The following is an 18,249-nucleotide window of genomic DNA, read 5'->3' on the forward strand; positions in this document are numbered from 1 at the left end:
GTACTGTATCGTATTTTAGTACATTACAGTACAGTACACAATCGATATTTTTTATGAATTATGACTAGCTAAAACTCTCTGCAGCTGTTCTCTAATGTTTTCCAATTTAGCAAAAGTCGATAGAAGATGATTTTTATTAGATTAATTAAACAATAACAAGTATTTATTAGCGAGTGTCTACGAGCGCCACAACAAAAATTCGCGCCTAGACTCTCTGAAAAACAGCTTTTTAGGCTGAGAAGCCTAAATAAGCGTAAATCACATGTAGATATTTGCACCTAGACCGAGCGGAGCGAGCAAAAAAAGCTTCTGAGCGAAGCGAAGTCATAGTTGCTTTTTACATAATTTTAGAAGGTATTTGCAAAAAATTGCCCCGACGAATCGAGCGAAAGCGAGATTCAATAGAGTTTGAGCGAGTGAAACGAAGCGAAAACCAAGGGCAATTTTTCATGACTTGGGCTTTTAATTATTTTAAATGTTTTTAAATGTTTTTAAATGGCTTTAAAGCCTTATGAATAAAGGGTTTTAGCTCTTATATGTCCACGTTTACCTTGCAATATGTCCACGTTTACCTTGCAATATGTCCACGTTTACCTTGCAATATGTCCACGTTTACCTTGCATTAGTACACAAATAATATTAACGTGTACTTATACACAATAAAAAAATAGTGGCTATGAGAGATTTAGTTGTAAAAGACAATGCCTTAATCAACGCAAGCTATAACTTAGACTTAGTAGAACAACGTTTAATTTTATTGGCTATTGTTGAAGCAAGGGAAAGTGGGAAAGGGATTAATGCAAATGATCCATTAGAAGTTCATGCAGATAGTTATATCAATCAATTTGGTGTACACCGTAATACAGCTTATCAAGCCTTAAAAGATGCTTGTAAGGATTTATTCGCGCGTCAATTTAGCTATCAAGAGAAAAAAGCTAATGGGAATATCCGAAATGTTATGAGTCGTTGGGTATCTCAAATTGCTTATAACGACAATGAAGCAACTGTAGACTTAATATTTGCACCTGCTGTTGTTCCCTTCATAACCCGACTGGAAGAACAATTTACTAAATATGAATTACAGCAAGTTAGTAGTCTTAGTAGCGCTTATGCCATTCGCTTATATGAGCTTCTAATTCAGTGGCGAAGCACTGGTAAAACCCCAACCATAGAACTACAAGAATTTAGAAAGAAGTTAGGCGTTCTTGATAATGAATATTTACGGATGGCTCATTTAAAAGAGCGTGTTTTAGAACTTTCAATTAAACAAATAAATGAGCATACGGATATAACTGTAAAATATGAACAGCATAAAAGAGGACGTTCTATTTCAGGATTTTCTTTTACCTTTAAACAGAAGAAGAAGGATAGCCCATCAATAGAAAGAGATCCGAACACTTTGGAGCTTTTTTCAAAGATGACGGATGCTCAACGTCATATGTTTGCTAATAAGCTTTCAGAATTACCTGAAATGGGGAAATATTCTCAAGGAACAGAAAGCTATCCGCAATTTGCTGTTCGTATTGCTGAAATGCTACAAGACCCTCAAAAAATCAAAGAACTAGCCCCATACCTAAAAAAAGTGGGATACATGCCATCAAATAAAAAGGACACCGTAAATGGCTAAGTTATCACTAAGTGAAGTATCTAAAAAATTTCATGTGGATAGATCAACCATTTACAGAGCTGTACGTAATGGACGTTTATCACGCTCCAGTGATGGACAATTCGATCTAGCAGAGGTCATCCGATGCTTTGGAGAACCTGAGCAAACATCTCAAAAAATTGAATCATCTAAGCAAGAAGGTGATGAATCTACAAAAAAACTTATTGCCCATTTAGAAAATGAAGTCAAAAAATACCAAGAACGTGAAGAACGGTTAATGCAACAAATTGACCGTATGCAAACACTCATTGAGCTGAAAAGTGTTGCACCTGTCACAGCAGTACCACAACAAGATGCTACGGCATGCGACACAGATATGCCACAGCATGCGACAACACAACAAGACAATGATAATAAAAAGAATAATGAATTAAATATTGCAGAAAATGTGGCAGTGCCACAGCAAGAAACTACGGCATACCACACCCAAACGCTACAGCATGCCACGTTGCAAAATGTGGCAGTGCCACAACACAAAAAGCGTAGCTTATTTGGCCGAGTACTGAGTGCGGTATTCGATGAAGACTAAGCTCCCCAAGGAGCATTACGTATGAAAAAACTGAAAGAGATCCTGCAAGGCATTGCATTTCTATTTATCGGGATTCCGATCATGATTATGGCCAGCATTATGGATCAACGAGCCTTTAAAAAGGAGCAGGATCATCGCCAGAAAGCCCAAGATCAAAGCAAGTGATTGTTCATCAAAACTTATTAAAACCGTGGAACATTGATCAGTAAGTAAGCGTGGAACGTGAAAAATCATAAAAAAAGCCCGAACAGGGATGTTCGGGCTATAAACTAGAAACTACAGCATTGATTTCTATAGATAATTATAACGCATTTCGTATAAGGTGTATTATGTTAATTTTAGGAAATCTTAAGTTATATAAAGTTTTTTATTAAATAATTCGTAAATTTCCATCTTATATAGCCCCCGCAACATGAGCCCCCATTTTTTTGAACTCCATTGCAGCTTGTTTGTTAGTCAAAATCGTAATTCCAATAATTTCACATCCTTCAAGAGTACAGTTTTCAAGTAATAGTACTCCTGTGAACATGGCATCTTCAGGGAGAAGAAGAATACTACCTGTTTCATTAAATGATGAATTAATGTAGGAGCCTCCAGCTAAGGCTATGGCTCCTGGACCAACTAATTTACATCTTTTAAATACCTTATTTTTATGAATTTGTTGTCTTGGTAAGTATAAATCCGGTAAATATATAATTTGGTCAGTAAAAATTTCAGCCAAAGGATTGATAGTTGATCTTGGATTAGATAATGAAGCAAAGTAATTAGCTTCTAATTTAAGCTTATTAGCTTCTGCATTTTTTTGCTTTGAAAGATTTATAAGAAATACCATTAGAGAAAATACAAGCCCAGAACTGATGCCTACCAATAGCCAAACAAATGAACCAAGCTCGTTTAACTGTTCAGAGGCTTTAGCCCATAAAGCTGTTACAGTTGTTCCAAATAAAATTAATAGTAGTGTTAGAAATTTCCAAAGAAGCTCAATCCATTCAGATCCTGTTTTTACATGTTTAAAAATTTTTTTGAACATTTAGTCTTATCCAAATTAAGGTATTTACTTGAAAGATATAAGTAACTATAACTCTTTCAAGAAAAATTAGATTAAGAATAAAACTTCTTATTTGATATTTTAAATACTAGAATTCTCCCCAAAATTTTATCCATTTAACATAATGGTGGTTATACGCAATACACTTGTATATTAATTTAAATATCAATCACTTATTAAAATCATAAAAATCCAAAAACCAAAGAAAAGCCGACTTGGAAACAAGTCGGCTTTTTTATGAGCGGTTTTGATATTTTTTGCCAATAAAATCGATCAAAAAACGCCCATATTTCGCTTTTTCCCTGATAACTCAATGCCTGCACTTCGGAAATTATCCGCAATTTCTGCGGATAAGCCTTGGGGTAAGTTTTGAGCAATCTTGTAAGCCAAAGCTGACATGAATTAGGGAGCATTGCGTCTATGTCAGTATGGGGATTTTTCATATGATGGGGACATAGAGAACAGGATGTTCCAACACATAAAACAATAATGATAAGTGCAACACCAGGACGTGAGGTACGACAGGAGTTATACCTAAACACCCAATATGAAAAAGCCCGACAAGATGTCGGGCTTTTTTATTAGCTTCAATATAATTAAATCACTTTAAATATGATTATTTATATCACTCATATGATAGCTATAAAATTTTGAATATTTTTCCACTGAGATTACTTTGAAAAAGCATGTCAAAATTAGGGCGTATATCTTCACCATCAACAGTGATATGTTTTATATTCGAAGGAGATTGCATGTTAGCAAATTGATGATCTACTGTGGCTTGAATAGAGTGTTTAACCCCAAATTGGTCTTTGACGCTGACAGTCTCTTTAAACATATATATCCCCCTTAATAAAATTGAAGTGCAAAAATACACATAAAATATTGATATTTAGTTGATTTTTTAAACAACTTTATAATTTAATTTAAATAGCTGATTTAGAGAAGTGTAAAAAGTACGACCATCCAAATTTAAATCAACTTCGATTCCTGATTCCAACAGAACTCTTTTACCGACTTCAATTTGTTTAAAGCCTTCACGTGTACTCTGCATTTTATGACGGGGAATTAATGAAACAATAATTTCAGTACCATTTTTAGATTTTGCAATTAAATCATTCATTTTTAACATCTTATATCCTATTTTTATAAGTTTTTCATTTTTAAACAAATTTTAGAGTATAAAAAAGCACTCATGAGTGCTCTTTATCACTGCCTATTTTTACTTAAATAGCAACAATATTCACAGCATTTGGGCCTTTTTGACCTTGAGCGATACTAAACTCAACCTGCTGACCTTCATACAAAGTCTTAAAGCCTGAGCTAGCGATTTCACGGAAGTGAGCGAAAACGTCTGGACCTGATTCTTGTTGAATGAAACCAAAACCTTTAGCTTCGTTGAACCACTTAACAGTACCTTTAACAATATTTGAGTTTGACATAATAAATCCTACTGATTTTTAATAATTTTTAGTCATTTTATTGACTGATTATAACTTTGAAAATAATAAATAATGAGACTTAAAATCTGAAAAAACGAAGGATTATGACTAAAACTGCGATACTTAAAGAAGATTTACCGAAACAAGACTTTTTTCTAGTTAAGTTAACTATACACTAAAAACACAAATAATCAATTTTTATTATATATATATTTATTTAACTAATAATTGATATATTATTTATAATAAAAATTTAATTTAATTCAACAACATATTTATATTTTAATAATTTATTTTTTAACATAAAACCTCTTATGCGAAATTGGTTTGTTATTCCTAAGTAGAAATGTCCTACCTTAAAACCCTCTATGAGCAAAAGTGTTCCTATCTTCCTTTATAATGTATCTATATTTTTTATTTAAACAGTTTAGTTGTTTTATGTCATTAAAATTTATAGATTTATTTGCTGGCATCGGTGGATTTCATTTAGCCCTATCAAATTTAGGCATGAAATGTGTTTTTGCTTCAGAATTTGATGAAGCTGCAAGAAAAACCTACTTAGCTAACCATAATTTAGAAGAACAATTCTTTAATACTGATATCCGGTCAGCATCATATGAGCTCATTCCAGATCATGATATTTTATGTGCAGGTTTTCCATGCCAAGCCTTCTCTCACGTAGGCAAAAGAGTCGGCCTCACTGATGGTTCAAACTCAGAAAGAGGAAATCTTTTTTATTGTATTAGTGAAATATTAGAAGCAAAAAAACCAAGGGCTTTCATTCTAGAAAATGTTAGAGGGCTCGTTAATCATGATAATGGCAATACATTTAAAGTTATTAAAGATGAATTAGAGTCTCAAGGTTATGTTATTTATCATAAAGTCTTAAAAGCAAGTGATTTTGGTAGACCTCAACATAGGCCTCGGATTTTTATCGTTGGATTCAATAAAGAGCAAGTGGATACAACACAATCTTTCGAGTTTCCTCAACCAATTCCATTAGAAATGACCATGTCTGACATATGGGAGGGTGAATGTACTCGAGATGTTGGTTTAACTTTAAGAGTAGGTGGAAAAAGCTCACCAATAGACGATAGACGTAATTGGGATGGTTATATTGTTAATGGTGAAATTAAACGTATTTCCCCCAAAGAAGGGAAACGGATGATGGGATTCCCAGATGATTTCATTTTTCCAGGTACAAAATCACAAGCTATGAAGCAATTAGGAAACAGTGTATGTGTTGATGTCGTTCAACATGTAGCATCTTCGGTAGAAAGTTTCTTAAAGAGAAATACAAAAACCATCAATCTGAGTGAAAAAAAAATGACTTTAAACAAGGGAGAATGGAGTGAGTTTTTCGCATTCTTAAAAATGATTTCTCAGCCAGACATTCATTTTGGAAATGAAAATCTTGAAGTCTTAGCTGTCCATGATTATGTGACAATATATGAATTACAACATATCGGATCAAAGAAGTCTTACATTCTAGAAAATGGTGTATTGAAAATTTTTGATGGTATTAATTCAATAATACTTGGAAATATTGAAGATATAGTGAGTCATGAAATTCTTGATGAGGTTATGAACACAATTGCTAATCCACCGTCTAAAACGTTTGATATCAATCAACCAGAACTATTAAAAACTCTTGGCATACAGTCTTTTAAAGGAGATTCAAATACTAAAGCTGATATCAATGTCTCACATGAATATAATGGTAAAAAAACATCATCTGACCCTTGGGGAATCAAGTCTTTCCTTGGAAGTTGCCCGACTTTATTAAATGCTGGATCTACTACAAATTTTATATATGAAATAGTTGATTTCAATGCGGATATGAATGAGATCAATAACATTTCCACTCGTTCGAAAATTAAAGATCGAATCAAAGCCATTTACCAATCTGGGGCTACTCTTAAATTTTCACATTGTGAAAATGAAATTTTTCACGAAAATTTAAGAAAAACAGATTCATTAATGCCTGAATATATTTCAGATATTTTAATTAAATATTATTCGGGTTTAGGTAGCAATCTTACAGACTTAATCGATAATGACATTATTAGAATCAGAATTACAGACTTTCTAAAAGCAGTCCTATTAGGTATGTTTTCATCAAAACCTTGGGATGGAAAGTACAACTGTAATGGCTTGTTAGTGATTAGACCTCAAGGAGATCTACTTCTTTATCATGTTATTAAAGATAATGATCTAAAGGATTATTTGTTTAAAAATACTCGATTAGATACCGCATCAAGCACCCGACATCGATTTGGTAGCATTTACCAAGAAAGAAATGGAAAATATTACTTCAAGTTAAATTTACAAATTAGAAATAAGTAATAAAAGGCACCTTAGGGTGCTTTTTATTTAACATAAAATCTCTTATACGCAGTTCTGTTCCTTTGCTTGGATTTCTACATGATAGGGGGGTGGATTTCTACATAATAAGGGCTTTTGTAGGATAAAAAATCTAAAAATACTATTATATTCAAACAATTTCAGAAAAAAATAGAGACATTCTTTTAGAGCAACGGAGAAAATTTCATGGAAAAGACCGAAAGTATTTTAGAAGCCCGAAACAGAATCATTCAGGCTCAAAGAGAAGCAGCGAAAAACCCTGATCACCCGATTAATGATGGGCTTAAAGCACACTTTGAAGAGAGGAAACAAAAGCTGGCAGCATTAAAGTCCAAATAGTTTTCTGTCACGATCTTCGGTCAAATACTGATTCAGGCCAGCGAGTATTTTTTGTTTCTGCGCTTCATCTTCCATTTGTTTCATCAAGAAAGAACCCAGTAAAATTTTACGTCTAGTGTCGTCCTTTCTTTCTTGTGCTTTTTGTTTTGCCTTTTCTCTTGCTAAAGCAGCCTGTTTTTGCGCTTTTAACTGATTTAACTTCTCTTGTTGTTTTGCAATTTTCTGATCTAAAGATTCAATACCCATTTTGATTCCAAAGCCTTTAAAAAACCATTAGAGCATAGGATACCTGCCATTGAGATTCAATGCCTTCCTAAGCTATAATGGTTTTCCCGAAGGGCGCACTTTCCCAAACTAATTTCATTAAGTTTGGAATGCGAAAGGTGATACCCCCTTAACCCCCATAAAAGCAGATTTGTTTTTATTGTTGTTTTGGTTGTTGGAAAAAAGACAAAAGAGAAAATGGCGATTTATCACTTTTCAGTTAAAAACGTAAGTAGAGCAGATGGGCGGAGTGCCGTAGCTGCTGCTGCCTATCGTTCAGGCGAAAAGTTGATAGATGAAAGACAAGGGAAAGAACAGGATTACACGAAAAAAACAGGTGTGGAGTTTTCAAAAATCTATGCCCCTGCAGGAACGAACCCCGAATTACTAGACCGCAACCAACTTTGGAACACTGTAGAGAAAGTCGAGAATCGCAAAAATTCACAGCTTGCTAGAGAATTTGAAATTGCATTTCCTCACGAACTCAACAAACAAGAACGACAAGAACTGTTAAACGACCTATGCCAGGAAATTATCAAACGTCATGGTGTTGTCGTTGATGCGGCCATTCACGCCCCACACACAGCAAACGGTAGCGATAAGCGTAACTATCACGCTCACATATTACTAACCACCCGAAGCATTGACGAACAAGGCAATTTAGGGAAAAAGACAAGAGAATTTAATGATCACGGCAAGCAACAGGTCGAACACTGGAGAGAAAAATTTGCAGACCTAACAAACCGCCACCTAGCAAGAGCAGGGCATATCTTTGTGGAAGTCGATCACCGCAGCTACAAGGCGCAAGGCTTAGACCTAGAAGCCACTCAACATGAGGGCAACAGCGTTACACAGTTACGCAGACAAGGCGTAGACACAGAAATCAGCCTGAAAAATGATGCGATCAAAGCAAGAAACGCTGAAAAAATAGCAAATGAACAATTAATCAAAGGGCTTGATCAGGAGATTGTCTTTTATTTTGGCGCAATAAACGACCTAAAACGCTCACAAAGCGAAGTTAAACAGCAAGACCACACGAAAGTACACCAAGAGCCCAAAAACGCCTTAAATCGCAAATTAGAGCCATCTAGCCCTATTCTCAAACTTAGTCAGCCTGAAAAAAAACAGGCTATTGCCGATTTTAATGCCCGTGTTTCAAAATTGGCTCAAGAGGTTTTTGAGAATGATTTAAGAGAAATTTTAGAAAAAATACAAGAATGCAAAGAATTAAGCTCAAAACTTCTTACTAAGATTGAAGTACATAAGCAAAACAAGCCATTAAACCCTTTCAAAATTGGGACTTGGAAAAAAGAACTTTCAGAAATGGTGAACCTGCATAACAACAACATCAAAGTAAAATGGGAAAACTTGCTACTTGAGTACAAGAGCAAGAAAAATCTAGGTGCTAACTACACTTATTACGAAAAAGCACATACTCAACTTTTCAAACAGAACCCAGACGAATACAAGAAAATTCAGGAGTTTCAAAAAGAAATTGCTGAAAATGAGCGACAAGAATCAATTAACAAAGCTGCAAGTCGCCAAAACAACAAAGAGCGTTGACATACTCCGTACTAAACCGGTGATTTAATGGGGAGCATGTCAGCCTTCATCGTCAGTTACTTGTCTTTTTGCATTGTAATCTGTTTTTCTAATTCAGCTATCCGTGCATTTGCATTAGTGAGTTGTGATTCCACATATTTGATCGAGCCTGATTTTTCGAGTAGCTGTTCATATTTGGCTTGCAAGGCGTTGTAGTCTTCTTTTGCCTTATCTGTACTAGCAAGAGCGACTTTCAGCTTGTCGGTGGTGTCATCAGTTTGTTTGACCTGTTCATCAAGTTTGATTTGCACCTGTTCCAGTTTTTCTGTGGTATCTGCAAGCTGCTTTTCCAGTTGTTGCACTGTTTCCGCATATCCGCCTTGTATTGCATCAATCCGTTCTTGCAATAGGGTTGCAATGACTTGTGACACGGTAACAAGTTCCGCATCTTTCAGAGTTTTTGCCGTAGTAACGGCTGCCGCCAGTTGCTCTTCAAGGATCTCTTTGCGGTATTTGTTGATAGTGGTCTTTGAGCCGCTACCAAGAACCGCAAGGATATTATCGTTAGTTGGGTTTGAGCCTTGTGCTGCAAGGGATTCGATGGCTTTTGCCACATCTGATTTAGTGATTGCCATGGGTTTATTTCCTATTGTGTACTGTACTGTATCGTATTTTAGTACATTACAGTACAGTACACAATCGATATTTTTTATGAATTATGACTAGCTAAAACTCACCCGTATATTCAAACCAATTCAGGTTGGGTCTATACCGCCTTTATTATTGATGTGTTCTCACGAGCAATTGTTGGATGGAAAGTATCAACACGTATGAATACAGACATGGTGCTCGATGCACTTGAGCAAGCATTGTATGATCGAGGCTTGCCAAAGAACGTGATTCATCATTCCGACAGAGGTGTGCAATATCTTTCCATTCGTTATACCAATCGTTTAGAAGCAGCAAATTTACGAGCATCAGTCGGTACGACTGGTGATTCATACGATAATGCTTTGGCTGAAACGGTGAATGGCTTATACAAAACAGAGGTGATTGAATATTTAAAAGCAGATTGGCAAGGTTTAGCAGATGTACAACTTGCGACACTAAACTGGGTAGATTGGTTCAATAAAGAACGTGTACATAGTGCACTGGGTTATGTATCACCTTTTGAGTTTGAAGCAATCTACTATGATAAGATTAATCCGTTAGGTCAGGTGGCCTAACTTAAATAAAAAGTCTCCGACAAACCCGGTACGGTTCAAGGCGTAGGTGTCAGTCAGATCCATCCGACTCAGCATTGGTGTTTGCTTTTTTACCCAACAAGCTGCTGGAAACTAAAAGTAAGGCACCGAGGACAATTGCAATATCAGCCAGGTTGAAGGCCGGCCAATGCCAGTCTCGCCAATAGAAATCAAAGGAATCCACAACATAGCCGCGAAAGACCCGGTCAATCAGGTTGCCCATGGCGCCACCGAGGATAAGACTGTAAGCGATGGCTTCTCCTTTATGACGATTTTCAAGGATCAGCTTGATCAGAAAAATCGAGACCACTACCGCGATTCCGATAAAAAAGTAGCGCTGCCAGCCTCCACCATTCGCAAAAAGACTGAATGCGGCACCGGTATTCCATACGTGTACCCAGTTAAAGAATGAGGTCACTGAAATAGACTCGCCATATGCCATTGATTGTTGCACCAGCCATTTTACGGCCTGATCAGACGCTGCCAGCAGGCCCGATATGGACAACATAGCGTACGGTGACAGATGTTTGCCAAAAATGGACATTGCTTAATCCTTGAGCGCCAGAATGCGTCTAGCACCGTTAAGTACAATTACCCCCGCGATGGTGCCGATAATCAGATCCGGATAATTGGACCCGGTCCACGCGACCAGAGCGCCGGCGGTGATGACCCCCAGGTTGATCACCACGTCGTTGGCCGAGAATATCCAGCTTGCCTTCATGTGCGCCCCGCCCTCCCGATGTTTGGATATGAGCAGCAGACAACTGGTATTGGCAATCAATGCGACGAATGCGATAGCCATCATCACCAGCGATTCAGGCTCACTACCGAATACAAAGCGTCTCACCACCTCTATGAGTACGCCCACAGCCAAGATCAGTTGCAGTACACCAGCAAGATGCGCGGCACGTACCTGCATTTTCACGCTATGTCCAACCGCATAAAGGGCAAGCCCGTACACCGCCGCATCGGCAAAATTGTCCAGGGATTCTCCAATCAGGCCGGTGGACCGGGCGATCAGACCGGCAGTCATTTCCACCACGAACAGAAGTGCATTGATGCCGAGCAACCAGCGCAGGGTCCCGGATTCTTGCTTAGCAGAAGCTGCCGAAAACTCGGCGGCCTTGATGGTCTCCGGATTTGCAGCGACGGTTTCCTGAAGCGAGGCGCCTAGCCCCAAGGTCTTCAGTTTCGAGGTGACGGGCTCGACCTCACCGTCATGCACGACCTTCAACTGGCGGTTCGACAAGTCGAAGGACAGTACCCGAATCCCCTCAACGCCGTTCAGGGCCAGGCGAATCATGCGCTCTTCTGATGGACAGTCCATCTTCGGCACGGCATAAACACTGACCCATTCCCCCGACGCATCGGAGGAGGCCTGCATATCGGTATCCGCCGCAGGCCTTGCATGGTCGCCACAGGGGCCTCCGCAGTTTTTACTCATGATATGACTCCACTTGAATGTGATCGGGTTTTCATTTAAAACTATATAGTAGCTATAATGTCAATAGCGTAGAGAATCCGTTGCGGAGGAACCCGATGCGTATTGGTCAGTTGGCACAGTCAGTAGGGGTAGATACACAGACGATCCGCTTCTACGAACGGCAGGGCTTGTTGCCGCCGCCTGGTCGGCAGGAGAACGGTTACCGTGTCTATACCGAGAAACACGTTGAGCGGCTGGCCTTTATTCGTCGCTGCCGCATCCTGGATCTGTCACTGGCAGAAATTCACGAACTAAAGCGCTATCAGGACGACCCTCATCAGTCCTGTACCGCTGTCAATGCCTTGCTCGATGATCACATCTCTCATGTACGCTCGCAGATAACCGCTCTACAGGCGCTTGAGAAACAACTCGTTTCACTAAGAGCGCGTTGCAACGATGACCGGGAAGTTAAGGCGTGTGGGGTTCTTGCTGGAATTAGCGAGGGAAGCATGCATCAGCAGTAGGTTGGAGTGCCAACCAGATAATCCGATGAGATGCCGGTTTGCCTCACTCTCATGCAAAGGTAAGATCAACCATTTAATCCGCTTACCCTATTTTTTTTGCTTTCACCTTATCCAAAATTCACCACCCCATAATTGAAAATATTTTGAATTATAAGCCCTTAGGGTGCTCATAATCCATAAATCAATTTCGAAGTTCTTTGTTGCATAAAGCCTTTAAAGATTGAGTTTTCCTAAGCAACTCAAATTTAAGTTACAACTCGGGTATTAGGTCGGCCTAATTCCATAAATCTGTTGAGGACTGCTACGCGAGCATGAATTTCACTCATCTGACTAGGAAAGCTTCTTGCCATTAATTTATCGCCTAATAATTTGATGCAGTGCATCTTTGTTTCGACCAAACTTCGGCGATGATAGCCTGACCATTTTTTCCATAGTGTTCTACCTAGCAGGGTTTTAGTATCTATACCAATATGAAGTTTACGCCATTGGCGACGATATTTCGGCTAATGCTTTTTACGTTTCCATTCACCTTCACCTAAGAACTTCAAATCCGTGGAATCAACGAGTAGATGCAGTCCATTGCAACTCTTTTCATAGCTAATTTGAATATCAATATGCTTTTGTCTTCTGCGAATGGTTGAATAATCCAGAGCTGTCCAATCTAATCCGCAAAGTTTAATCAAGCTTTGGACAAAGCCAGTCACCATGCATACAGAAAGACGAAATAAGGATTTAATCATGAGATAGCACTGAATGGCTATGTCAGAATAAGTTTGATTTCGACCATGTTTTCCTTGTGACTGCGAATATCATTGAATCTTAGTATCAAACCAAATTGTAAAATTACCATGATTGATCAAAGCATGATTGTAGGATGACCAATTCGGTGTACGATAAATTTAGGTGTAGGCTATTGCTGTATAAGACCTTATCGGTAGGTTTGCGCAACAAGGCCTCAAAATCCCACCTTAAAATGCAAATAGCAAAAAAACTCTACCATTCGATTGATTTCATTTTAGAAGTAATGAAATTAGTATCTGTTTGTAATGATATTTTATAAAATTCAATATTAGATCTGCAGAGAAAAACTTATCAAACTAAGTATTGGCTAGTCTTTTTCTTCGAAAAACTTATCAAACGAAGTATTAAGTTAATCTTTTTCTTCAACTTCTTCCTTAAACTCAAACAAATCATTCATCGTACAGTTAAAGTACTTACACAACTTATCGGCGACTGGTAATTCAATACGTACAGCACGGTCATAATACATACTTGTGAGCGTGTTGCGATTGATACCTGTTGCATGCACCACTTCACTTAATTTTAAAATTTTTCTATCGCCCATGAGGCTAGATAACTTACAAGTAATCATATTTAAATTAATTTACAAAAAATAACTTGCTGTGGGTTATTTGAAGTTGTTGACTGAGTAATACTTTGCTAAAATTAACCTACAGCAGGTTATTACAACTTATAGAAAGTATATTTTATCCATTTCAACTAAATTATAACTTTTTAAATATAAGGATTGAACCTGCATTAGATTATTTTGTGGAGATGACCGCCGTGTTACCAAATGAGTTATTGATCAGCCAGCAAGCTCGTGACTTAGGAAATCAATTAATTAAAGAAATGAACATCAATAGAAGTTATGGAATGGCTAATTTTCTTGGAGTAAATACTTGCTATGATAATCATCAGGCTGTACTTATTTGGACATTTCAACTGCTTGAAAGGGAACCTGCCTTAAATGAATTAGCAGAAATTAAAAAATATTTTCTTTTAATCTTTCCAGATAGTGTTTATCAATTAGCCTAAGTTGTTTTTAAAATTAATTTATTAAATAAAAAGCACTAAATCAAAGAAAGCTTTATTTAAAAATACCTATTAATTCAAAAACATACCATTTACTGAATATATGAAGCATAGGTTCCTGCTCTATCACTCACTCGTACTAAAATTACATCGCTCTTTTTACTGATACTAAACAATTTATGTCCACGCCACGTTCTGCGGCTTCGAGGGCTAGTTTTTGTTGAACCACTGAGAACAAGGACAACAAACTGCCTACTATATTTTCCCGGAGAGTGGTGTAGGAACTTTTTCATTATTGCTAATCATATCAGCGACAACATCAGCAACGAGCTCCTCTATTCCTGAGAATGCTTTAGACTGATCCGCATCAAGCCAAGACAATGATGGAAACTCAGCACACAACCCAACATACTCATTATATTCTGCTGACCATGTAACACGGCAAGTATATTGTTTACTATCCATTTGAAACCCCATAATGTTTTAAGTCTATGTATAAAAGTACGATTTTCACTTAGCAGTACTTAAATAATCACCCCACCACTGCATCATTTCAGTCCGCTGGGCTAAATAGTCAGCGTGATTATAGCTGGCACGGGTACGGTTCTTATCAATATGTGAAAGTTGTGCCTCAATCCAGTTATCCTGGAACAAACCTGAGTCATTCAAAATGGTACTAAAAGTGGAACGTAGTCCATGAGAGGATAATTGATGTTTTCCATAGCCCATCTTACGTATAGCCATATTTAATGTATTAAAATGAATCGGTTGATTATGTTTCCGTGGGCTAGCAAAAATGTACTTTTCACCGTATGACCATTGCATGACGTCTTTTAAAATATCTAAAGCCTGATCTGAAAGTGGAACTAAGAAGTCGGGAATCTCATGGCCTAATATGACTTTTCGTCGAAACTGTTTAATATGCAAGGCAGGTATTTTCCAGATTTTTTCATTTAAATCAAAATGATGAGGCTCAGCCAATAACAATTCAGCCCCTCGCACGCCAGTATGTAATTTGAACAGCAGTGCTTTTTTAATAATCGGATGGGCATCCAATTTTAATAAATTTTTCTTAAAATCTGATATATCCTCCGCTTTCAAATACGGATAATTCTTCTTGATTTTACTGTTAATGGCGATTTTATTTAAACCATGCGCGATGTTGAATTCACAATAACCCATCGCTACAGCGTAGTCATAAATTTGGTTCAAATAACTACAAGCTTTCTTGACAGGTTCTTTTACTTGGCGTCCCTCTATTTTTTTGATTACTGAAACCAGGTCATAACGCTTGATGTTTTGAAAAGGTAAATCCTGAAGGTCTGGATAAATATCTTGCTGTAAACATCTTTCTGCTAACTGTAGTACACCGCAGCGGGGTGAATCATTAAATGCATTTTTCAGTTTGAACTGCAGCCACTCCTCCCCTACCTTACGAAAGGTGATGACATTAGAGACAGTATCATGCTCAAAACAATAATTATTGTCTTTAAAGTCATCTTTGACTTGTCGTGCCTTTTTCAGCGATAAATCAGGATAAAGCCCCAACTGAATGCGGCGACGTTTTTTTGTTTGTGGATCTGTATAGCGATAGCACCAAGATTTTCTTCCAGTCGGCTCAATCTTCAGGCTAAGTCCATCTTCATCGGATAAAAAACAAGTTTTTTCCTTGCAATGAGCTTGGCGAACTTTAATTTCAGTAAGACTCATGAAATTTAAATGAAACCTATCAGCGGATTGACGAGATCCATTATATCAAAATAGAAGAAAATATATATGATGCGTACACTACGCATCATATATATTTGTAATATATTGTTTTATATATTTAATATTTTAAGTATTTGTATTTTAGTAACCATTATAAGTACCACCTCTTCTTTAAGTTCCCAACAACTCACTTTTTCTGTCATCAATGTTAAATAAGTCTTGTGCTTTAAATTCTTAGATGACCTCCTCTACCCTTTATTATCATTTTTATAAAAGTAACTATATGTACTCATTAAAATTTGTAGAGCTCAAAAACAAAAAAGACCGCTATATAGCAGTCTTTTAACTTAATTAAATAATAATTAATTCATTTTCATCATAAGTGCATAAGCATCACGTTTGTTTTGACGCAATGATTCTATCTCGGACTTCGTCAGCTGTTTTACGAGAGTTGAGGATATACTTTGCTTCCCACTCTGTGAGCCTTTCGAAATCGTACCCGTAAATCGATTTCCACCATGCTTCAAGATTACCATATACATCCCTCAATTGCTGAAGAGTTTCTTTACTTAGAGCTAATTGTGATGAGTATTGTTTACCCGTCAGTGCATATGCTCCAATAACTTTATTCGTCCCAGTTGTTTCAATATGACCTTTTAATGCTGCAAAAGTACCACCTTGGGTCTGGGTATCATCAACAATAATAACACATTTATCATTGTTTATTGTCCCATCAAATGCTGGTGGGTTGGCTAATCTATGCCACCCATCACCGCCAGTTCTTGATACTTTTATAGCTTGAACTATATTCGTATCAACTTCAAGCCCAAGTTTCTTTGCTATAACTGCTGAAGTAGCTAAAGGAATCATATTACGACCGACTGCTTCCTCAGCATGTACAGGTACTATAATAGTTTCCCGACCATCGATAATTCTTTCTAGTTCAGCAATCGCCTCATCCGAAACTAAATCTTTAGCTAAAATATACGCACTTTCAACATCCCCTGCTTTAGCAGCTTCATACATGTAATGAGAGGTTGCATCTCCAAGACCACGGTCAATAACCGTTTTAGGAAACATATTCCAATCTGTGCGATATAACTTCATATTTTTAAATAAGTTTTAATGATGGCTAGCATTAAATTTTACACTAAATTTACCGCTAGCATCTCTTGGATATTATTTTTCGTATCAGGCAGCACTCTCAAAAGCCGTTTGTTTGGACAGTCCCCATGATCATACACGAGGCAGCTTCAAATACTTATGGGCCCATCCTATCCAGTTGTATCTTCTTGCATCACATGAATATTGTATACTCATTTTGACTACTTGAAAATTATGGAACAACGTCAATAAAAACAATAACTCTAGAGTCTTTAGTCGACATTCCTAAAAAGGTAAATTCAACATTTCTTTCCATATCATTTCTTTGTGTCTCTGGATGAACAAAAGAAACATAGCTTATTTCAAAGAATCGGGCTAGGGTTTTTATGCCAATGATTTTGTTCTCTTCATTAGCAATTAAAACATCTAATTCCAGATCAAACTCTTCTAATTATTTAATTAAATCTTTAACTTTCATTTTACTATCAACCTCTATGAATTATTTAAAAAATTAGCACAATGAAACTTGTGAAAAAAATGGATTTGAACAAAATTTTTTAGCAAAAAAAGCATAGCAACCAGAAAAATCTTTCCAGCAATCAACAAAAATATCCCCGTGTGCTTCCAGTTTACAACATTTTGACTACCACACTGCCCACAGTAGTAATAATAGCCTTTGATACGGCCACCGCATTCAGGACAATTTTTATGATTAATGAATAAGTTACTCAACGTCTCTTCTCCAAAATTCTTATTATCAAGTTGTAAGTGAAGATAGCACACATTTATAAAAATATCTTTTTTAAAACATCAAAAGATGTTATAAAAAAGACATTCGCTACTTTAGGATAACTTTTAAGATGAATTTAAATCTCCTTGATGAAGAATCAATCCAACCTTCTGAACCCACGCCATGTGATTTTTTCAAAGGTGAAAATGCTATCAAAAAAGCTAAACAGTTAGGATTACCTGATCTCGAGTTAGTCAGAAACGCAATTATGATCGGTGATGCTGACTATAGAACAAATACTCACTATAACCGTGCACGCTTTATTGCACGATGGGGAAAAATTGGAGAACAGATTGCTTTACTGCTTCGACAATCTGATCCTGCTTGGATATTCCACAATGACAGCCAGCCAAGAATTGAGAATACAGTAAGTTGACAAAAATAACTAATCATGCGAAAAAGTTTTTTTAGTTAACAGATGTTCACACATGCCTCGAATTGTTTC

20 protein-coding genes and 3 pseudogenes are annotated in these 18,249 nt (G+C 37.0%); 10 read left to right on the top strand and 13 right to left on the bottom strand.

What is annotated here, in order from left to right:
- Positions 1-676 precede the first annotated feature (676 nt).
- Genes repM through HHA41_RS11450 form a run of 3 tightly spaced genes read left to right on the top strand, consistent with a single transcriptional unit; the run spans position 677 to position 2,360 of the window.
- Complete coding sequence (gene repM / locus HHA41_RS11440; protein WP_114212783.1) at positions 677-1,627, top strand: replication initiation protein RepM; 951 nt, start codon at positions 677-679, stop codon at positions 1,625-1,627.
- On the top strand, positions 1,620-2,195 hold the full coding sequence (locus HHA41_RS11445; RefSeq protein WP_168461802.1) for a plasmid replication DNA-binding protein: 576 nt from the start codon (positions 1,620-1,622) through the stop codon (positions 2,193-2,195). The genes repM and HHA41_RS11445 overlap by 8 nt, the downstream gene beginning before the upstream one ends.
- Positions 2,196-2,216: 21 nt before the next feature.
- Positions 2,217-2,360 (top strand): hypothetical protein, encoded by a 144-nt coding sequence (locus tag HHA41_RS11450; protein WP_168461803.1) that lies wholly within the window; start codon positions 2,217-2,219, stop codon positions 2,358-2,360.
- Between the two features lie 229 nt (positions 2,361-2,589).
- On the opposite strand, the gene HHA41_RS11455 is transcribed toward HHA41_RS11450, so the two are convergent.
- The 4 genes from HHA41_RS11455 to HHA41_RS11470 form a co-directional block, all read right to left on the bottom strand.
- Entirely contained in the window at positions 2,590-3,225 is a 636-nt protein-coding gene (locus HHA41_RS11455; protein WP_168461804.1) for a hypothetical protein, read from the bottom strand.
- Positions 3,226-3,883: 658 nt separating this feature from the next.
- Positions 3,884-4,081, bottom strand: coding sequence for a hypothetical protein (locus tag HHA41_RS11460; protein WP_004967399.1), 198 nt, complete (start codon positions 4,079-4,081; stop codon positions 3,884-3,886).
- 66 nt (positions 4,082-4,147) lie between these two features.
- A complete protein-coding gene (locus HHA41_RS11465; RefSeq protein ID WP_004967397.1) occupies positions 4,148-4,375 on the bottom strand; it encodes a hypothetical protein in 228 nt (75 codons plus the stop codon).
- Between the two features lie 94 nt (positions 4,376-4,469).
- Positions 4,470-4,685, bottom strand: coding sequence for a cold-shock protein (locus HHA41_RS11470; protein WP_004967395.1), 216 nt, complete (start codon positions 4,683-4,685; stop codon positions 4,470-4,472).
- 438 nt (positions 4,686-5,123) lie between these two features.
- Between HHA41_RS11470 and HHA41_RS11475 the strand changes: the two genes are divergently transcribed.
- Together HHA41_RS11475 and HHA41_RS11480 are read left to right on the top strand one after the other, a co-directional pair.
- Positions 5,124-7,031 (top strand): HpaII family restriction endonuclease, encoded by a 1,908-nt coding sequence (locus tag HHA41_RS11475; RefSeq protein ID WP_168461805.1) that lies wholly within the window; start codon positions 5,124-5,126, stop codon positions 7,029-7,031.
- Between the two features lie 204 nt (positions 7,032-7,235).
- On the top strand, positions 7,236-7,388 hold the full coding sequence (locus HHA41_RS11480; protein ID WP_004977125.1) for a hypothetical protein: 153 nt from the start codon (positions 7,236-7,238) through the stop codon (positions 7,386-7,388).
- On the opposite strand, the gene HHA41_RS11485 is transcribed toward HHA41_RS11480, so the two are convergent.
- The gene (locus HHA41_RS11485; protein WP_168461807.1) at positions 7,374-7,634 is read right to left on the bottom strand and encodes a mobilization protein; all 261 of its coding nucleotides are present in this window, start codon (positions 7,632-7,634) and stop codon (positions 7,374-7,376) included. The genes HHA41_RS11480 and HHA41_RS11485 overlap by 15 nt on opposite strands.
- 216 nt (positions 7,635-7,850) lie before the next feature.
- On the opposite strand from HHA41_RS11485, the gene mobQ reads away from it, so the two are divergent.
- Positions 7,851-9,215, top strand: a complete 1,365-nt coding sequence (mobQ, locus tag HHA41_RS11490; protein WP_168461809.1) for a MobQ family relaxase — start codon at positions 7,851-7,853, stop codon at positions 9,213-9,215.
- 56 nt (positions 9,216-9,271) lie between these two features.
- Here mobQ and HHA41_RS11495 read toward each other — a convergent pair whose 3' ends face one another.
- Positions 9,272-9,829 (bottom strand): DNA-binding protein, encoded by a 558-nt coding sequence (locus HHA41_RS11495; RefSeq protein ID WP_168461811.1) that lies wholly within the window; start codon positions 9,827-9,829, stop codon positions 9,272-9,274.
- Positions 9,830-9,934: 105 nt separating this feature from the next.
- Here HHA41_RS11495 and HHA41_RS11500 point away from each other — a divergent pair.
- Positions 9,935-10,420: pseudogene (locus HHA41_RS11500) on the top strand (IS3 family transposase); the annotation flags it as partial.
- A gap of 49 nt (positions 10,421-10,469) precedes the next feature.
- Here the strand turns inward: HHA41_RS11500 and lspA are convergent.
- A complete protein-coding gene (gene lspA, locus HHA41_RS11505) occupies positions 10,470-10,982 on the bottom strand; it encodes a signal peptidase II (RefSeq protein ID WP_150378258.1) in 513 nt (170 codons plus the stop codon).
- A gap of 3 nt (positions 10,983-10,985) precedes the next feature.
- On the bottom strand, positions 10,986-11,882 hold the full coding sequence (locus HHA41_RS11510) for a cation transporter (protein WP_150378257.1): 897 nt from the start codon (positions 11,880-11,882) through the stop codon (positions 10,986-10,988).
- Positions 11,883-11,977: 95 nt separating this feature from the next.
- Here HHA41_RS11510 and cadR point away from each other — a divergent pair, with 95 nt between their 5' ends.
- Positions 11,978-12,385 (top strand): Cd(II)/Pb(II)-responsive transcriptional regulator, encoded by a 408-nt coding sequence (gene cadR / locus HHA41_RS11515; protein ID WP_001219642.1) that lies wholly within the window; start codon positions 11,978-11,980, stop codon positions 12,383-12,385.
- A 245-nt stretch (positions 12,386-12,630) separates the two neighbouring features.
- Here cadR and HHA41_RS11520 read toward each other — a convergent pair.
- Together HHA41_RS11520 and HHA41_RS11525 are read right to left on the bottom strand one after the other, a co-directional pair.
- Positions 12,631-13,284, bottom strand: a pseudogene (locus HHA41_RS11520) (IS5 family transposase).
- Between the two features lie 251 nt (positions 13,285-13,535).
- Positions 13,536-13,757 (bottom strand): helix-turn-helix transcriptional regulator, encoded by a 222-nt coding sequence (locus HHA41_RS11525; RefSeq protein ID WP_004658364.1) that lies wholly within the window; start codon positions 13,755-13,757, stop codon positions 13,536-13,538.
- 194 nt (positions 13,758-13,951) lie between these two features.
- Between HHA41_RS11525 and HHA41_RS11530 the strand changes: the two genes are divergently transcribed.
- On the top strand, positions 13,952-14,203 hold the full coding sequence (locus tag HHA41_RS11530) for a hypothetical protein (protein ID WP_004658363.1): 252 nt from the start codon (positions 13,952-13,954) through the stop codon (positions 14,201-14,203).
- Between the two features lie 252 nt (positions 14,204-14,455).
- Here HHA41_RS11530 and HHA41_RS11535 read toward each other — a convergent pair whose 3' ends face one another.
- From HHA41_RS11535 to HHA41_RS11545, 3 genes are all read right to left on the bottom strand, one after another.
- On the bottom strand, positions 14,456-14,677 hold the full coding sequence (locus tag HHA41_RS11535; protein ID WP_001986288.1) for a hypothetical protein: 222 nt from the start codon (positions 14,675-14,677) through the stop codon (positions 14,456-14,458).
- 33 nt (positions 14,678-14,710) lie between these two features.
- Positions 14,711-15,910, bottom strand: coding sequence for an integrase arm-type DNA-binding domain-containing protein (locus HHA41_RS11540; protein WP_000059658.1), 1,200 nt, complete (start codon positions 15,908-15,910; stop codon positions 14,711-14,713).
- Positions 15,911-16,303: 393 nt separating this feature from the next.
- On the bottom strand, positions 16,304-17,017 hold the full coding sequence (locus HHA41_RS11545) for a hypothetical protein (protein WP_001986287.1): 714 nt from the start codon (positions 17,015-17,017) through the stop codon (positions 16,304-16,306).
- An 857-nt stretch (positions 17,018-17,874) separates the two neighbouring features.
- Here HHA41_RS11545 and HHA41_RS11550 point away from each other — a divergent pair.
- Positions 17,875-18,174, top strand: a pseudogene (locus tag HHA41_RS11550) (hypothetical protein); the annotation flags it as partial.
- Positions 18,175-18,249: the final 75 nt, after the last annotated feature.

This window comes from Acinetobacter sp. A1 (assembly GCF_012371315.1).
Taxonomy (GTDB): Bacteria; Pseudomonadota; Gammaproteobacteria; order Pseudomonadales; family Moraxellaceae; genus Acinetobacter.

Bases quoted from the DNA above. Each gene is read 5' to 3' on its own strand.
- HHA41_RS11485 (WP_168461807.1), bottom strand. From the start codon at position 7,634: ATGGGTATTGAATCTTTAGATCAGAAAATTGCAAAACAACAAGAGAAG.
- repM (WP_114212783.1), top strand. From the start codon at position 677: ATGAGAGATTTAGTTGTAAAAGACAATGCCTTAATCAACGCAAGCTAT.
- HHA41_RS11465 (WP_004967397.1), bottom strand. From the start codon at position 4,375: ATGTTAAAAATGAATGATTTAATTGCAAAATCTAAAAATGGTACTGAA.
- HHA41_RS11545 (WP_001986287.1), bottom strand. From the start codon at position 17,017: ATGAAGTTATATCGCACAGATTGGAATATGTTTCCTAAAACGGTTATT.
- cadR (WP_001219642.1), top strand. From the start codon at position 11,978: ATGCGTATTGGTCAGTTGGCACAGTCAGTAGGGGTAGATACACAGACG.
- HHA41_RS11525 (WP_004658364.1), bottom strand. From the start codon at position 13,757: ATGATTACTTGTAAGTTATCTAGCCTCATGGGCGATAGAAAAATTTTA.
- HHA41_RS11510 (WP_150378257.1), bottom strand. From the start codon at position 11,882: ATGAGTAAAAACTGCGGAGGCCCCTGTGGCGACCATGCAAGGCCTGCG.
- HHA41_RS11495 (WP_168461811.1), bottom strand. From the start codon at position 9,829: ATGGCAATCACTAAATCAGATGTGGCAAAAGCCATCGAATCCCTTGCA.
- mobQ (WP_168461809.1), top strand. From the start codon at position 7,851: ATGGCGATTTATCACTTTTCAGTTAAAAACGTAAGTAGAGCAGATGGG.
- HHA41_RS11445 (WP_168461802.1), top strand. From the start codon at position 1,620: ATGGCTAAGTTATCACTAAGTGAAGTATCTAAAAAATTTCATGTGGAT.
- HHA41_RS11535 (WP_001986288.1), bottom strand. From the start codon at position 14,677: ATGGGGTTTCAAATGGATAGTAAACAATATACTTGCCGTGTTACATGG.
- HHA41_RS11470 (WP_004967395.1), bottom strand. From the start codon at position 4,685: ATGTCAAACTCAAATATTGTTAAAGGTACTGTTAAGTGGTTCAACGAA.
- HHA41_RS11480 (WP_004977125.1), top strand. From the start codon at position 7,236: ATGGAAAAGACCGAAAGTATTTTAGAAGCCCGAAACAGAATCATTCAG.
- HHA41_RS11475 (WP_168461805.1), top strand. From the start codon at position 5,124: ATGTCATTAAAATTTATAGATTTATTTGCTGGCATCGGTGGATTTCAT.
- HHA41_RS11460 (WP_004967399.1), bottom strand. From the start codon at position 4,081: ATGTTTAAAGAGACTGTCAGCGTCAAAGACCAATTTGGGGTTAAACAC.
- HHA41_RS11540 (WP_000059658.1), bottom strand. From the start codon at position 15,910: ATGAGTCTTACTGAAATTAAAGTTCGCCAAGCTCATTGCAAGGAAAAA.
- lspA (WP_150378258.1), bottom strand. From the start codon at position 10,982: ATGTCCATTTTTGGCAAACATCTGTCACCGTACGCTATGTTGTCCATA.
- HHA41_RS11455 (WP_168461804.1), bottom strand. From the start codon at position 3,225: ATGTTCAAAAAAATTTTTAAACATGTAAAAACAGGATCTGAATGGATT.
- HHA41_RS11450 (WP_168461803.1), top strand. From the start codon at position 2,217: ATGAAAAAACTGAAAGAGATCCTGCAAGGCATTGCATTTCTATTTATC.